This is a genomic window from Paractinoplanes lichenicola, from assembly GCF_016785085.1.
GTDB lineage: Bacteria > Actinomycetota > Actinomycetes > Mycobacteriales > Micromonosporaceae > Actinoplanes > Actinoplanes lichenicola.
Map to the genome: position 1 here is coordinate 534317 of NZ_JAENHO010000008.1, position 15689 is coordinate 550005.

Consider the following 15689-nt stretch of genomic DNA (forward strand, 5'->3'; position numbering starts at 1 on the left):
TCAGACCTTTCCCCGTACGCGGACCGCGCACAGCTTGAACAGCGGCTGCTTCGACACCGGGTCCCAGGCCGTGAGCGTCAGCTCGTTGGCGGCCTCGGCGGCGTAGTGGAACGGCACGAACACGACGCCGCGCCGGATCCCGCACACGCGCGCCGGCACCTCGATCGCGCCGCGCGCCGACTCCACCCGTACGGGGTCGCCGTCGTGAATGCCGTGCGCGGCGGCATCGTCCGGGTGCAGCTCGATCCAGGGCCCCGGCGCTTCCCGGTCGAGCTCGGGCACCCGTCCCGTCTTGGTCCGCGTGTGGAACTGAGTGACCGTACGCCCGGTGACGAGCCGCAGCGGGAAGTCGTCGCTCGGCGCCTCAGGGGCAGGGGAGTAGCCGGTCGCGAGCAGGAAGGCCCGGCCGTCGCCGTGATGCTCCGCGGCGGGCCGCTCGGCTCCGGTGCTCAGTTCCTGCCCGTACGTCTCGCAGTAGTCGCTCCTGGTGTTGAAGACGCCGTCGGTGTAGAGCCGCTCGCCGCCCCACTGCAGCCCCGAGTCGCCGCGCAGCTTGTCGTACGTGATGTCGGTGTAGTCGCACGGGCGCCCGGCCGAGCACCGCTGCCACGCGGCGTAGGCCGACTCCGGATCGGTCCAGTGGATCAGCGGCCGGCCGTCCCGGTCGCGGAAGTCCATCCGGGCCGCGTAGTCGAGGAAGATGTCGAGGTCGGCGCGGGCCTCGCCGGGCGGGTCGACGGCCTTCTCGGAGAGGTGCACGGTGCGGTCGGCGTTGGTGAAGGCGCCCGTCTTCTCGCCCCAGGTGGCGGCGGGCAGCACCACGTCGGCGAACTCGCTGGTCTCGGTGGGGAAGATGTCCTGCACGACGACGAACAGCTCCGGCCGGGCCAGGATGCGGCGGATGCGGGCCAGGTCGGGCATCGAGACGGCCGGGTTGGTGCCGCTGATCCAGAGCAGCTCGATCGAGCCCTGCTCGGCGTAGCGCCAGATCTGCATCGCGTGGGTGGGCGGCGCCCAGTGCGGGATCGTGGCCATGTCGACGTTCCACAGCTCGGCCAATTCCCGTACGTGGGAAGGGTTGTCCCAATTACGGAAGCCCGGCAAGTCGCCGTCGGCGCCGGTCTCGCGGGTGTTCTGCGCGGTCGGCTGGCCGTTCATCTGCAGCACCCCGGCCCCCGGACGGCCGAGCATCCCGCGCAGCAGGTGCAGGTTGTTGACCGCCACGGCGGCCGCGGTGGCCTGATGCGACTGGTAGAAGCCCTGCAGCACGGTCGACAGCAGCCGCTCGGCGGTGCCCAGCAGCTCGGCCGCCCGCTCGATTTCGGCCGTCTTGAGGTCGCAGATCCGCGCGACGTGCTCGACCGGGTACGCGTCGACGACCTGTTCGAGCTTCTCGAGCCCGACGGTGTGCCGGGACACGTACTCCTTGTCGACCCAGCCGTGGCGCAGCATCAGCCGCAGCAGCCCGTTCATCAGCGCCAGGTTCGTGCCGGGCCGGATCGGCAGGTGCACGTCGGCCTCGAGGGCGACCGGCGTGGCCCGCGGGTCGACGGCGAGCATCGCGGGCGGGTTCGCCCCGGCCCGGCGGTCGAGCATGCGCATCCACAGCACGGTCTGGGTCTCCGCCACGTTGTGCCCCCACAACGCGATGGCGTCGCAGTGGTCGACATCGGTGTAGGAACCCGGTTGCCCGTCGGTGCCGAAGCTGGCCTTGAGCGCCGCGGCCGAGGTGGCCGTGCAGAGCCGGGTATTGCCGTCCATGTGCGGGGTGCCGAGCCCAGCCTTGCCGATCACCCCGAGGGTGTAGAACTCCTCCAGGAACAGCTGCCCGGTGGTGTAGAAGCCGAACCGCCCCCACCCGCCCGGGCCGGCGATCAGCTGCCGGGAGCGCTCGACGATCCGGCCCATCGCCTCGTCCCAACCGCACTCCCGCAGCTCGCCGCCGTCGCGCACCAGCGGCCGGGTCAGGCGGTCCGGGCGGGCGTTGGCCTGCCACCCGTAACGGTCCTTGACGTCGAGCCGCCCGCGGTTGACCCGGTCCCCGGCCCGGCCCCGCACCCCGACGATCCGATTCCCCCGTACGCCGATGTCGATGCCGTCGCCGTTCGAGTGCAGCAGCGACGCCGACCGGACCCAGCGCTCCGGCGGCTCGGTCGTGTATTCGTCGTGCCGTTCCGGCCACTGCTCGCCCGCGGCGTAGGGAGTGCGCGCGCCCCAAGGGTCCATGGCGCGCCGATTACCGCGCCCCACCCGCGTCAAACTCGCTCGATCGAGACCGGCTCATGAGGCCCGGAGGGTTGCCGAACAGGATTGAGTGAGTGTCAGTTCAGTGCGGACGCCGGGTGTGCGCCGGGTGCGGGCCGGGGCGGTCGTGCTGGTTCTGCTGGTGCTGGTGGGGCAGGCCTTCGCCGTCGGAGTGCCGGAGCGCCGGGCCGCGCTGACCATGGCCTGCCTCGTGGCGCTCGACGTCGTGGGGGCGATCTTCGCGGTGCGGGCCGCCCGTCGCGGCGACCGGGCCGCCTGGCTGCTGGTGGCGACGGGTGAGCTGCTCGTCCTGGCCACGAACACGGCCATGGGCCGGGCCACGGCGTCCGGGTACGAGGCCTGGTTCTGGACCGGTTCGGCCTGCGGCATCGCGGCTTCGGTGGTTTTCGCGGCGGCCCTGCTGGCGTTCCCCTCGCAGCGTGCCCGGGGCTGGCAACGCGCGGCGCTGGCCGGCGAGGCGGTCGCCGTGCTCGGGTGCGGCTTCATGTACCTCTGGTATTTCGACCTGCAACCGCTGCTCAACCGGCCCACCGACTGGTCGCGGTGGCCGCTCACGGTCGGTTTCCCGCTCGGCGACCTGCTGGTGCTGATGGGGCTGAGCGCGGTGGTGCTGCGCGGCGGCCTGAACGCCGGCAGCCGGCCGGTCGCGCTGCTCACCGTCGGGTTCAGCATCGCCCTGCTGGCCGACGCGTCGTTCGGCGCCATCGGCGACGACGGCAACCACTCCACCGGGCCGCTCTCGGCCACGCTGACCGGCATGCTGGCCTCGCTCTGCATCACGCTGGCGGCGATGTGGCAGAGCACGGCCGGCGACCGCTCCGGGGAGAGCACGCCCCGGCGGCCATGGGCACCGGCCTGGTTCTCCTATCTGCCGTACGGGGCGGTCGGCGCCGCGCTGGCCCTGATGGTGACGGTGACCGTGCACGAGGGGCAGATCCGCACCTGGGGCGGGCTCGTGCTGGGGCTGATCCTCGTCACGGCCGGGGTAGCCGCCCGGCAGATCGTCTCGCTGCACGACAGCCGGCAGCACGGCACCATCGACCCGCTGACCGGCCTGGTCAACCGGGTCGGCCTGAACCGGCGCCTGACCCAGGCTCTGCGCCGCGGCGAGCCGATCGCGCTGCTGCTGATCGACCTGGACGGCTTCAAGGCCGTCAACGACACCTACGGCCACAACACGGGCGACCTGCTGCTGCTGGAGTTCGCGGCCGCGCTGCGGGCCAACGTGCGCGGCAGCGACATCGCCTGCCGCATCGGCGGCGACGAGTTCGTCATCCTGCAGTACGCCGTCACCGGCGAGGCCGACGTGACCGCGCTGGCCCGGCGCATCCTGGCCGCCTCGGCCGGCAGCCCCGTCCGGGTCGGCGAGCGCAGCATCACCGCCCGCGCCAGCATCGGCGCCGCCCTGGCCACCGACGGCGAGACCGGCGACGAGTTGCGGCACCGGGCCGACATCGCGATGTATCAGGCCAAGCGGGCCGGCCGGCACGAGGTGGTGATCCATCGGCCCGGCATGCTGGACCGCCGGGCCGACGACGCCGCGCTCGGGCAGGACCTGGAGGCGGCGGTGCGCAGCGGCCAGCTGCGGGTCCTCTACCAGCCGATGATCGAGCTGGCCACCGGGCGGCCGGTCGGGGCCGAGGCGCTGGTGCGGTGGCATCACCCGGTGCGGGGAGTCGTCGCCCCGCTGGACTTCATCCCGGTCGCCGAGCAGACCGGCGCGATCACCGACGTCGGCCTCTACGTGCTCGAACAGGCCTGCCGGGAGGCGCGGAACTGGCCCGGCGAGCCGTACGTGAGCGTCAACCTGGCGGCCCGGCAACTGCAGGACCCCGCGCTGGTGCCGGCCGTGCTCGCCGTCCTGGACCGTACGGGTCTCGTGCCCGGGCGGCTCGTCCTGGAGATCACCGAGTCGGCCGTCGTCGACGACCGGGTGGCCATCCCGGCCATCGAGGAGCTGCGCCGGCACGGCGTCCGCTTCGCCATCGACGACTTCGGCACTGGCTACTCGTCGTTGCAGTACCTCTCGCGCCTGCCCGCCGACACTCTCAAGATCGACCGCAGCTTCGTGGCCGAGCTCGACAACGACGGCAAGGACTCCGCGATCACCGAGGCCATCGTCCGGCTGGCCGACATCCTCGACCTGTCGACCGTGGCCGAGGGCATCGAGACGGCCGAGCAGGAGGCCGAGCTGCGCCGGCTGGGCTGCCACACCGGGCAAGGCTTCCTGTACGCCCGGCCGCTGCCCCCGGACGACGTGCGGCAGTTCTTCGCCGAGCGCAGGGTGACAACTTTCTCCTCGCGCGGATGACCGCACGCTTGACCGCCCGCTTCCGGGGTATCGGCGATCGTCGTGACCTCAACCCCCGCCGTGCTCCGGACCGGCATCGAGACCGACGACGTGACGGTGGTGGTGGCCACCCGCAACCGGGGTGACCGGCTGCTCGAGACGTTCCCGCACCACCGGGCCCGGACGATCCTGGTCGACAACGGCTCCGACGAGCCACTGCCCGACCTGGCCGGCCCTTCGACCGTCGTCCGGCTCGGCGAGAACCGCGGCGCCGCGGCCCGCAACGTCGGCGTCGAGCTGGCCCGTACGCCGTACGTGGCCTTCGCCGACGACGACTCCTACTGGACCCCCGGCTCCCTGGCCCGCGCGGCCGGCCTGCTGCGGCGGCACCCCCGGGCGGCCCTGCTGGCCGCGCGCGTGCAGGTCGGGCCGGACGCCCGCGAGGACCCCGTCTCGGCGCAGATGGCCGCGGCCCCGCTCGGCACCCCGCCCGGCGCCGCGGGCCCGTCGATCCTCGGCTTCCTTGCCTGCTCGATCATCGTGCGGCGGGACGCGTTTCTGGCCGTCGGCGGCTTCGAGCCCCGCCTGTTCGTCTACGGCGAGGAGGCGCTGCTGGCGATGGACCTGGCCACCGCCGGGCACGAGCTGTCATACGTGGACGACCTGGTGGTCCGGCATTTCCCGCGGCCGGGCGGGCGGGACAACGGGGCCCGGGCCCGGATCGAGGCCCGCAACCGGGTGCTGACCGCGATGCTGCGGCGGCCGCTGGGAGTGGCCGCGCGCGAGCTGGGGGCGGCCCTCGTGACCAATCCGCGTGGGGCGGCGGACGCCGTACGCCAAGTCGGCTGGGCTCGTCGCCACCGCCGCCCCCTGCCGCCCCCGGTGGAGACCGATCTGCGACGCCTGTGGACAACCCGCACCGCGAAAAACGCCCCTGTGGACAACCCGCGCCATTGATCGCCAGAAATGACTAGATTGTTCATAGGGTGGTGGCCCCCCTAGGCGGGCGGGTTAGGGCTGGTTGGCCATGATCATCCGGCTGACGCTGACATAACATCCGCCCTTGAGTGCTATGGCGGTTGGCGCGTTCCCATGTCGAAGAGGCCGCAGCGAACGGCTGAGTGCTGCGACGTGTCTTGACGCACGGCAAAGACGTGTCCTGGCGCACTGCGTATTGGTGGGCCAGCCGCTGCGAGAGCGAAGATGGCATGCGCGCGGGTGCCTGGCCGTCTCGTGCTGCGGTGCCTGGCCGTCTCGTGCTGCGGTGCCTCGCCGTCCCCTGTTGCCGCGCAGGAAAGCGAGCGCGGGCGGCGGGGACGGCGTGCAGGGCAGCGGGGGCGAGCAGGGGGTGGGCGGAGCCGGGACGGCAGGCGGCGCGGCCCCGTGAGTGGTCACCAGCCCTGGGGTGGGGCCTCGATGTGGACGGCCTTCATCACGGTCATTTCGTCGAGTAGTTCCGGGCCGTAGCCGAAGCCCTGGCCGCTGCCTCGGCGGGGGTGGGCGGCGCCGCCCGGGGCCCCGCCGAAGACGGCGTTGACCTTGACGGTGCCGGCGGGCAACTGCCGCCAGGCCTGCTGGGCGTGGCTCATCGACGTGGTCAGCACCGACGCGGCCAGGCCGTACGGGTTGTCGGCGGCCAGCGTCAAGGCCTCCTCGAACGACCCCACAGTCACGACCGGGGCGACCGGCCCGAATGTCTCCTCGCGCACCACGGCCATGTCGTCGGTGCAGTCGGCCAGCACGGTCGGCGGGTAGTAGGCGCCGGGGCCGGACGGTGCAGTGCCGCCGCGCACGACTCGGGCGCCCGCCTTGACGGCCTGTTGCACCTGTTCGTCGACGGTGTCGCGCATCCGGCGGTCGACCATCGGGCCGATCTGCGGCGTCCACGTGTCGGCTTCGGCGGCCAGCGCGTCGAGGAAGGCCGGCGCGACCGCCTCGTGCACGTAGACGCGTTCGACGGCGACGCAGATCTGGCCCGAGTTGACGAAGGCGCCCAGCGCGACCTGCGACGCGGCCCAGGCCGGGTCGACGCCGGCGTCCACGATCACCGGGTCGCTGCCGCCGTTCTCGAGCAGAGCCTTGGCCCCCGTACGGGCGCAGGCCGCGGCGATCGCGCGGCCGGTGGCGGTCGAGCCGACCTGGGCGACCACGTCGACGGGGGCGGCGGCCAGCGCGGCGCCGACCGGGCCGTCGCCGTTGAGCAGCGTGAGCACGCCGGTGGGGAAGTGCTCGGTCAGCAGCTGGGCGAGGCGCCAGCCGGTCGCGGGGGTCCGCTCGCTCGGCTTGTAGATCACCGTGTTGCCGGTGACCAGGGCCGCGCCGAGCAGGCCGCACGACACGGCGACCGGGTCGTTCCAGGGGGTGATCACGGCGATGACGCCGCGCGGCTCGTACGCCATCAGGTCGATCGCCTCGGTGTCGCCGGCCAGGGACCGGCCCCGATGGGTGGGGCCCAGTTCGGCGTACTGCCGCAGCGTCCCGACGCCGGCCATGATCGATTCCTGCGCGCCGTCGACGGGTTTGCCCATCTCCGCGGTCATGATCTCGGCCAGCTCGCCGGCCGCCGCGGCCACGGCGTCCGCCGCCGCGTGCAGGGCCGCCGCTCGGGCCGCGGGCGCCGTCCGGGACCACTCGGGTGCGGCGGCGCGGGCCGTGCGTACGGCGGTCGCGACATCCTCCTCGGAGGAGACTGCCACCTCGGTCACGGGGGTGTCGTCGGCCGGATTGAGAACGGTCAGGCGACGGCCGGACCCGCCCGCTCGCCACGCACCGTCCACTTGCTGCAAGACGTGATACATGCGGCGGCGCTTGCCCACATGCATCGGCTTGAAACGTCCGATCGCCGCAGGTCAAACGAACGGATTTTTATTTGTAAGAAGTCAATGATCTCCGACTAAGCGGGGGCGGCAGGGGTACGCGGCCCGCCATGCGAGTGCTGGGCATCAACGCGATTTTCCATGATCCGGCGGCGGCGCTGCTCGTCGACGGCCGGGTGGTGGCGGCCGCCGAGGAGGAACGTTTCAGCCGCCGCAAGCACGGCAAACGACCGGTCCCGTACGCCGCCTGGGAGCTGCCCGAGCTGTCCGCCGCCTGGTGCCTGCAGGAGGCCGGCCTGCGCCCGGGCGACCTCGACGCGGTGGCCTACTCGTTCGACCCGGGGCTGTCGCGCGACGCGGCAAGCCTGGGCCTCGACGACCCGTGGGACCACGTACGGGTCGATTACGCGCGCCGGGCACCGCAGTTCCTGGCGGCCGCGCTGCCCGGCCTCGACCCCGAGCAGGTGCGGTTCGTGCCGCACCATGTCGCCCACGCCGCCTCGGCCGGGCTCTCGGTGCCGGAGGACAGCGCGACCCTGGTGCTCGACGGGCGGGGCGAGGTGGCCAGCCATCTGGCGGGCGCGTTCCGCGGCGGCGAGCTCGAGGTGTTCAAGAGCCAGGAGCTGCCGCACTCGCTCGGCCTGCTCTATGAGGACCTGACCCGCCACCTGGGGTTCCTGCACTCCAGCGACGAATACAAGGTGATGGCCCTGGCGTCGTACGGGCGCCCGCGGTTTCTTGCCCTGCTCCGCGAGCTGGTGCGGCCCACCGACGACGGTGGCTTCACGGTCGAACGGATCGACTGGGGTGCGCTGGCCAAGGCCCGTACGGCCGACGGCGAGATGACCGAGCAGCACGCCGACCTGGCCTCGAGCGTGCAGGTGCGGCTCGAGGAGGTGCTGCTCGAGCTGGCCCGGTGGACGTACGAGGCCGCGGGCGGGCTCAAGACGCTGACCATGGCCGGCGGCACGGCGTTGAACTGCGTGGCCAACGCGCGGATCGCCGACCAGGGGCCGTTCGACCGGGTGTGGGTGCAGCCGGCCGCGGGGGACTCCGGCACGGCGCTCGGCGCGGCTTTGTCCGTACAGGGAAAGAATGTGCCTTTCGGCAGCGCCGCGCTCGGTCGTGGGTGGACCGACGACGAGCTGGAAGCGGAGCTACGCCGGGCCGGGCTGCCGTTCAGCCGCCCCGGGTCGATCGCCGCCGAGGCCGCCAAGGTGCTGGCCGAGAACGGGATCGTGGCCTGGTATCAGGGCCGCAGCGAATACGGCCCGCGCGCGCTGGGGCACCGCTCGCTGCTGGCCCACCCCGGTGACCAGGACACGCAGACCCGGATGAACGACGTCAAGGGGCGCGAGCAGTTCCGGCCGATCGCGCCGATGGTGCGGGCCGAGCGCTTCGACGACATCTTCACCGGCGTCAACCCGAGCCCGTACATGCTCTTCGTGCATCGCGTGAAACCGGAGTGGAAGGACCGCATCCCGGCCGTCACCCACGTCGACGGCACCGCCCGCGTGCAGACCGTCCACACTGAGACCGAGCCGCTGGTGGCCGAGTTGCTGGCCGAGTTCGAGCGGCTCACCGGCCTGCCCGTGGTCGTCAACACCTCGCTCAACACGGCCGGCCGGCCCATGGTCGACACCCCGCGCGAGGCCATGGAGCTGTTCGGGTCGGCCCCGGTCGACCTGCTGGCGATGGGGCCGTTCGCGGTGCACCGCGCGAAGGCGTTCGCGTGAGCGCGACCGTCGTCATACCCACGCTCGGCCGGCCCAGCCTGGCCGAGCTGCTCACGGCGCTGGCCCCGGGTGTGGCCGCGCACGACCTGGAACTGCTGATCGTCGACGACCGGCCCGGCGCACCGCCGCCGCTGGACGTGCCGGGCGTCGTGCTGGCCGGACCCGCGCGAGGGCCGGCCGCCGCCCGCAACGTCGGCTGGCGGGCGGCCAAGCACGACTGGGTCGCCTTCCTCGACGACGACGTGCGGCCCGACGCCGACTGGGCCGACCGGCTGATGGACGACTTGGCCGAGGCCGACGAGCGGGTCGGCGGCGTCCAGGGCGAGCTGCGAGTGCCGCTGCCGCCGGGGCGCCGGCCGACCGACTGGGAGCGGGTGACCGCCGGGCTGGCCGAGGGCGCGTGGATCACGGCCGACATGGCGTACCGGCGCGAGGCGCTGGAGCGCTGCGGCGGCTTCGACGAGCGGCTGCCGCGAGCCTTCCGGGAGGACGCCGAGCTGGCTTACCGCGTACGGGGGCAGGGGTGGACCTTGCGGCGCGGGCGGCGCCGGGTCACGCATCCGGTGCGGCCCGAGAGCCCCTGGGTCAGCCTGCGCACGCAGCGCGGGAACGCCGACGACGCCCTGCTGCGCCGGCTCTACGGCCCCGGCTGGCGCGAGCGGCTCGACATCCCGCCCGGCCGTCGCCCGCGGCACGTGGCGATCACGGTCGCCGGCCTGGCCGCGCTGGCCCTCGCCGCCGCCCGCCAGCCGCGCCTGTCCGCCGTGGCCGGGCTGGTCTGGGCGGCCGGCACGGCGGAGTTCGCCGCGGCCCGCATCGCGCCCGGCCCCCGCGACCCCCGCGAGGTCGCCACCATGCTGGTGACCAGCGCGGCCATCCCGCCCGCGGCCACCTGGCACTGGCTACGCGGCTGGTGGAGGTGGCGCGCGCTGTGAGCGAGCTGTTCGACGCCGTCCTGCTCGACCGGGACGGCACGCTGATCGTGGACGTGCCCTACAACGGCGATCCCGGCCTGGTCCGGCCGATGCCGGGCGCCCGCGAGGCCCTCGACCGGCTGCGCGCGGCCGGGTTCCGGCTCGGCGTGGTCACCAACCAGTCCGGCCTGGCCCGCGGCCGCTTCACCGCCGAGCAGCTCGACGCGGTCAACCGCCGCGTGGCGGAGCTGCTCGGGCCGTTCGACACGTGGCAGATCTGCCCGCACGACGACACCGCCGGCTGCCGCTGCCGCAAACCCGCCCCGGGGCTGGTCGAGGCGGCCGCGGCGGCGCTCGGCACCACGCCGGGCCGGTGCGTGATGGTCGGCGACATCGGCCGCGACGTCGAGGCCGCGCAGGCCGCGGGGGCCGCCGCGATCCTCGTGCCGACCCCGGTCACGCTGCCCGACGAGGTCGCCGCCGCGCCGTTCACCGCCGCGACGCTGGCCGGCGCGGCCGACCTCATCCTGCGGCGGGAATCGCTGGTCACGCCGGGCGCCCGGCGCGATCGGGCGGGGACGGTGCTGGTCGTGCGGTCCGACTCGGCCGGGGACGTGCTGGTCACCGGGCCCGCCGTCCGGGCGGTCGCGGCCGGCGCCGAGCGGGTGGTGCTGCTCTGCGGCCCGCGGGGGCGCGCCGCCGCCGAGCTGCTGCCGGGCGTCGACGAGCTCATCGAATGGCGGCTGCCCTGGATCGATCCGCAGCCCGGCCCGGTCGACCCGGCCGGCATGGCCGCCCTCGTCGAGCGGCTGCGGGCGACCGGCGCGGACGAGGCTGTCGTCTTCACCTCCTTTCACCAGTCGGCGCTGCCGCTCGCGTTGCTGCTGCGCACGGCCGGGATCGGCCGGATCACCGCGATCAGCGAGGACTATCCGGGCTCGCTGCTCGACGTGCGCCACCGCGTGCCCGAGGAGCTGCCCGAACCCGAACGGGCCCGCAGCGTGGCCGCCGCCGCCGGGTTCGCGCTGCCCCCGGGCGACGACGGCGGCCTGCGGGTCACCGGCGCGGCCGTCCCGCGCGGCGATCACGTGGTCGTGCACCCCGGCGCGAGCTGCGAGGCGCGCGCTTGTCCGCCGGAGACGGTCCGCGAGATCGTGGCCGCCCTGGTCGCGGCCGGTCACCGGGTGCTCGTGACGGCCGGGCCGGACGAGCACCACCTGGCCGCGTACGTGGCCGGGGACATCGCCGAGAAGGCCGGGCGCACCTCGATGGCCGAGCTCGCCGCGATCCTGGCCGGGGCGCGGGCGGTGGTCGTGGCCAACACCGGGCCCGCGCACCTGGCCGCCGCCGTCGGCACCCCCGTCGTCAGCCTCTACGCCCCGACCGTCCCGTACGGGAAATGGGGTCCCTACCGCGTGCCCAACGTCCGCCTCGGCCGGGCCGCCGCGCCCTGCCGGGACACCCGCGCCACGACCTGCCCGGTCGCCGGCCACCCCTGTCTGTCCACCGTCGAACCCGCGGAGGTGGTGACCGCCGTCGCGCGGATCGCCGCCCCCGCCGAGACCTCCGAGGCCGCCGCGTGAACATTCTGCTCTGGCACGTGCACGGCTCCTGGACGACCTCGTTCGTCCAGGGCAAGCACCGCTACCTGATCCCCGTCAACGACGCCCGCGACGCCTGGGGCCGGGGGCGGGCCCGCACCTTCGACTGGCCCGCCACGGCCGAGGAGCTGCCGCTCGAGGAGATCCACGACGCCGACGTGGCGATCGTGCAACGCCCCGAGGAACTGGAACGGGTGCCCAAGGGGGTGCCCGTGATCTATGTGGAGCACAACACGCCCAAGGGCGACGTGCCCAGCACCCGGCATCCCATGGCCGGCCGCGACGACCTGGTCATCGCCCACGTCACCGACTTCAACGAGCTGATGTGGGACAACGGCGGCACCCGGACGACGGTGATCGAGCACGGCATCGTCGAACCCAAGGCACGCTGGACCGGCGAGCTCGGCCACTTCGCCGTGGTCACCAACGAGCCCGTACGGCGGCAGCGCGTCACCGGCACCGACCTGTTCCCGCGCTTCGCCACCGTGGCGCCGCTGGACGTCTTCGGCATGGGCGTCGAGCGGCTCACCGGAGTCACCCCGTACGAGGATCTGCCCCAGCACCGGATGCACGCCGAGGTCGCCCGGCGCCGCGCCTACCTGCACCTGTGCCGCTGGACCTCGCTCGGGCTGAGCCTGATCGAGGCCATGCAGATGGGCATGCCGATCATCGGGCTGGCCACCACCGAGGCGGTCGTCGCCGTGCCGCCCGACGCCGGGGTGCTCGACACCCGCGTCGCCACCCTGGTCGAGGCCGCCCACTGGCTGCTCGAGGACGACGCCGCGGCGGCCGCCCTCGGCGCCCGGGCCCGCCAGGTCGCCCTCGCCCGCTACGGGCTGGACCGGTTCCTCGCGGACTGGGACCGGCTGCTCGAGGAGGAAACATGCGCATCGCGATGATCTCGGAACACGCCAGCCCGCTGGCCGCCCTCGGGGGTGTCGACGCGGGCGGCCAGAACTCGCACGTCGCCGAGCTGTCCGGGGCGCTCGCGGCGGCCGGGCACCAGATCCGGGTCTACACGCGCCGGGACAGCGCCGAGCAGCCCGACGTGGTGCCGATGGCCGACGGGATCGACGTCGTGCACGTGCCCGCCGGGCCCGCGACGGCGCTGCCCAAGGACGAGCTGCTGCCGTTCATGGGCGCGTTCGCCGAGTGGCTGGCCGACGACTGGCGTACGGAGTGGAAGCCGGACGTGGCCCACGCGCACTTCTGGATGAGCGGGCTGGCCGCGGTCACCGCCGGGCGCCGCTGCCACGTGCCGGTCGTGCAGACCTTCCACGCGCTCGGCTCGGTCAAGCGCCGCCACCAGGGTGCGGCCGACACCAGCCCGCCCCGGCGCGTCGCCTACGAGCGCGAGCTCGGCCGGGCCGTCGACCGCGTGATCGTGCAGTGCCAGGACGAGGTGCGCGAGCTGGTGCGGCTCGGCGTCCCCCGGGAGCGGATGACGCTCGTGCCCTCCGGGGTCAACGTCGACCGGTTCCGCCCGGACGGCCCGGCCGTGCCCCGCCCGGCCGGCCGCGCCCGCATCCTCACCGTGGCCCGGCTGGTCGAGCGCAAGGGTGTCGAGGATCTGATCCGCGCCCTGCCCGCCGTCAAGAACGCCGAGCTGATCGTCGTGGGCGGCCCGCCCGAGGGCGACCTGGACGGCGACCCGTACGCCCGCCGCCTGCGCCAGCTGGCCGAGACGAGCCGGGTGGCCGGCCGGGTGCTGCTGGCGGGCGCGGTCCCGGCCCACGAGATGCCGCAGTGGTACCGCTCGGCCGACGTGCTCGCGGCCACACCCTGGTACGAGCCGTTCGGCCTGACCGCGCTGGAGGCCATGGCCTGCGGCGTCCCGGTCGTCGCGACCGCGGTCGGCGGGCTGGCCGACACGGTGGTCGAGGGGGTCACCGGCGACCTCGTGCCCCCGCGTGACCCGGCCCGGCTCGGCCTGGCCCTGCGCAAGCTGACCGGCGACGACATGCGCCGGTTGTCCTACGGCGCGGCCGCCGTCGACCGCGCCCAGTACACGTACGCCTGGCCCCGGATCGCCGAGCGTCTCGCCGAGACGTACGCCGGGCTCGCCGCGAACACGCCGGAGGTAGTGGCCTGATGGACCCTCTCGACACGCACTTGTCGGCTTTGACCGCGGCCATCGAGCCGTTCCGGGCCCAGGGCGACCGGCTGGCCCGCTGGGGCGCCGACCTCGCGTGGCACCTCGGTCAGGGCGGCCGTCTGCTCGTGGCGGGCAACGGCGGCAGCGCGGCCGAGGCCCAGCACCTCGCGGCCGAGCTGGTCGGGCGGCTGCGCGAGGAACGCCGGCCGCTGTCCGCGATCGCGCTCACCCCGGACTCGTCGGCGGTCACCGCGATCGGCAACGACTACGGCTTCGACGAGGTCTTCGCCCGGCAGGTGCGGGCCCACGGCCGCCCCGGCGACGTGCTGATCACCCTGTCGACCAGCGGGCGCAGCCCCAACCTGCTGGCCGCCGTGCGCGCGGCCAAGGAGTGCGGGCTGCGCACGTGGGCGATGACCGGTCTGGACGGGCCGCTGGCCGACGCCTGCGACGAGGCGCTGCGCTGCCCGTCGCGAGACAGCCAGGTCGTGCAGGAGCTGCACCTCGTCGCGGTCCACCTGATGTGCGAATACCTCGACCGGACCCTGCCGGCGGTCGTCCCTTTCGTGGGACTCCAGGTGGAGGTCACGGTATGAGGCTCGTGATCGTCGGCGACACCCTGCTCGACCGGGACGTGGACGGCAGCGTGCGGCGGGTCGCCCCGGACGCCCCGGCGCCCGTGCTCGACGAGGAGCGGGTCACCGAGCGTCCGGGCGGCGCCGGGCTGGCCGCCCTGCTGGCCGCGCAGTCGGGGCAGGAGGTCGCGCTCGTCACCGCCCTGGCCGACGACGCCGGGGGCGCGCGCCTGAGCGAGCTGCTGGCCGAGGCCGGGGTCAAGGTCTACGCGCTGCCGCTGCCGGGCGCGACGCCCGAGAAGGTGCGGCTGCGGGCGGACGGGCAGGTGCTGCTGCGGCTCGACCGGGGCGGCTCGGCCCAGGCGCCCGGCGCGGCCACCGAGGCGGTGCTCGACGTGCTCCGCGCCGCCAAGGCCATCCTGGTCAGCGACTACGGGCGGGGCGTGGCCGGGCATCCGGAGCTGCGCCGGGCCCTGGGCGAGACCAAGGCCGCCCTCGTCTGGGATCCGCACCCCGACGGCCCGGCCCCGGTGCCGAACGCCCGCCTGGTCACGCCCAACCTGGCCGAGGTGCGCAAACTGTCGGGCGACGCGGGCGGCGGCAACACCCTGGCCGCGGCCCAGCGCGGCGCGCAGGCGCTGCGGCAGCGCTGGCGGGCCGGCGCGGTCGTCGTCACTTGCGGGGCCGAGGGCGCGGTGCTGTGCCACTCCGGGCCGACGCCGCTGGTCGTGCCGGCCCCGCAGGTCGGCGCCGGCGACACGTGCGGCGCGGGGGACCGGTTCGCCGCCAGCGCGGCACTCGCCCTGGCCGAGGGGGCGCTGGTCTCCGAGGCCGTGCAGCGAGCGGTCGCGGACGCCTCGGCCTACGTCGCCGGCGGCGGGGTCAACGCCGCGCCCCGGGAGCTCACGGTGAGTCCCGAGCGCATCGGAGCCGACGAGGCGGGGCAGCTCGTCGCCGAGGTGCGCGAGCGGGGCGGCACGGTGGTGGCCACCGGCGGCTGCTTCGACCTGCTGCACGTGGGCCACCTGGCGACCCTGCGCGCGGCCCGGCAACTCGGCGACTGCCTGATCGTCTGTCTCAACAGCGACGACTCCGTACGGGGTCTGAAGGGCCCCGACCGCCCGCTCAACCCGCAGCACGACCGGGCCCGCATGCTCGCCGCCCTCGACTGCGTGGACGCCGTCGTGATCTTCGGCGAGTCCACTCCCGAGGCCGTGCTCACCTGGCTCCGGCCCGGCATCTGGGTCAAGGGCGGCGACTACGACGCGCTGCCCGAGACCGAGCTGGTCGAGCGCTGGGGCGGCCAGACCGTGATCGTCCCCTACCTCGACGGCCGCTCCACCACCAGGACCATCGCCGCGGCCCAGGCCGCCACCACCGGAAGGTAGAACCAGCAC

Annotated in this window: 11 protein-coding genes; 9 read left to right on the forward strand and 2 right to left on the reverse strand. The window is 74.3% G+C overall.

Features of this window, described 5'->3' with window-relative positions:
- A complete protein-coding gene (locus tag JKJ07_RS29415) occupies nucleotides 1-2226 on the reverse strand; it encodes a molybdopterin oxidoreductase family protein (RefSeq protein WP_202995051.1) in 2226 nt (741 codons plus the stop codon).
- 88 nt (nucleotides 2227-2314) lie between these two features.
- Between JKJ07_RS29415 and JKJ07_RS51890 the strand changes: the two genes are divergently transcribed.
- Both JKJ07_RS51890 and JKJ07_RS29425 read left to right on the forward strand, forming a co-directional pair.
- On the forward strand, nucleotides 2315-4576 hold the full coding sequence (locus JKJ07_RS51890; protein WP_202995052.1) for a putative bifunctional diguanylate cyclase/phosphodiesterase: 2262 nt from the start codon (nucleotides 2315-2317) through the stop codon (nucleotides 4574-4576).
- Nucleotides 4577-4618: 42 nt separating this feature from the next.
- Nucleotides 4619-5512, forward strand: a complete 894-nt coding sequence (locus JKJ07_RS29425; protein ID WP_307834469.1) for a glycosyltransferase family 2 protein — start codon at nucleotides 4619-4621, stop codon at nucleotides 5510-5512.
- Nucleotides 5513-5946: 434 nt separating this feature from the next.
- Here the strand turns inward: JKJ07_RS29425 and JKJ07_RS29430 are convergent, their stop codons facing one another.
- Nucleotides 5947-7353, reverse strand: coding sequence for an aldehyde dehydrogenase family protein (locus JKJ07_RS29430; protein ID WP_202995162.1), 1407 nt, complete (start codon nucleotides 7351-7353; stop codon nucleotides 5947-5949).
- A gap of 128 nt (nucleotides 7354-7481) precedes the next feature.
- Between JKJ07_RS29430 and JKJ07_RS29435 the strand changes: the two genes are divergently transcribed.
- Genes JKJ07_RS29435 through JKJ07_RS29465 form a run of 7 tightly spaced genes read left to right on the forward strand, consistent with a single transcriptional unit; the run spans nucleotide 7482 to nucleotide 15680 of the window.
- A complete protein-coding gene (locus tag JKJ07_RS29435) occupies nucleotides 7482-9107 on the forward strand; it encodes a carbamoyltransferase family protein (protein WP_202995053.1) in 1626 nt (541 codons plus the stop codon).
- The gene (locus JKJ07_RS29440) at nucleotides 9104-10042 is read left to right on the forward strand and encodes a glycosyltransferase family 2 protein (RefSeq protein WP_202995054.1); all 939 of its coding nucleotides are present in this window, start codon (nucleotides 9104-9106) and stop codon (nucleotides 10040-10042) included. Before JKJ07_RS29435 ends, JKJ07_RS29440 begins: the two co-directional genes overlap by 4 nt.
- Entirely contained in the window at nucleotides 10039-11604 is a 1566-nt protein-coding gene (locus JKJ07_RS29445) for an HAD-IIIA family hydrolase (protein WP_202995055.1), read from the forward strand. Before JKJ07_RS29440 ends, JKJ07_RS29445 begins: the two co-directional genes overlap by 4 nt.
- Complete coding sequence (locus JKJ07_RS29450) at nucleotides 11601-12521, forward strand: glycosyltransferase (protein WP_202995056.1); 921 nt, start codon at nucleotides 11601-11603, stop codon at nucleotides 12519-12521. The genes JKJ07_RS29445 and JKJ07_RS29450 overlap by 4 nt, the downstream gene beginning before the upstream one ends.
- Nucleotides 12506-13714: a glycosyltransferase gene (locus JKJ07_RS29455; RefSeq protein WP_202995057.1), complete on the forward strand. Its 1209-nt coding sequence runs from the start codon at nucleotides 12506-12508 to the stop codon at nucleotides 13712-13714. Before JKJ07_RS29450 ends, JKJ07_RS29455 begins: the two co-directional genes overlap by 16 nt.
- Nucleotides 13714-14313 carry a D-sedoheptulose-7-phosphate isomerase gene (locus tag JKJ07_RS29460; RefSeq protein ID WP_202995058.1) on the forward strand — a complete coding sequence of 200 codons (600 nt, stop codon included), beginning with the start codon at nucleotides 13714-13716 and terminating at the stop codon, nucleotides 14311-14313. The genes JKJ07_RS29455 and JKJ07_RS29460 overlap by 1 nt, the downstream gene beginning before the upstream one ends.
- Complete coding sequence (locus tag JKJ07_RS29465; protein ID WP_202995059.1) at nucleotides 14310-15680, forward strand: PfkB family carbohydrate kinase; 1371 nt, start codon at nucleotides 14310-14312, stop codon at nucleotides 15678-15680. Before JKJ07_RS29460 ends, JKJ07_RS29465 begins: the two co-directional genes overlap by 4 nt.
- The last annotated feature ends 9 nt before the right edge of the window (nucleotides 15681-15689 follow it).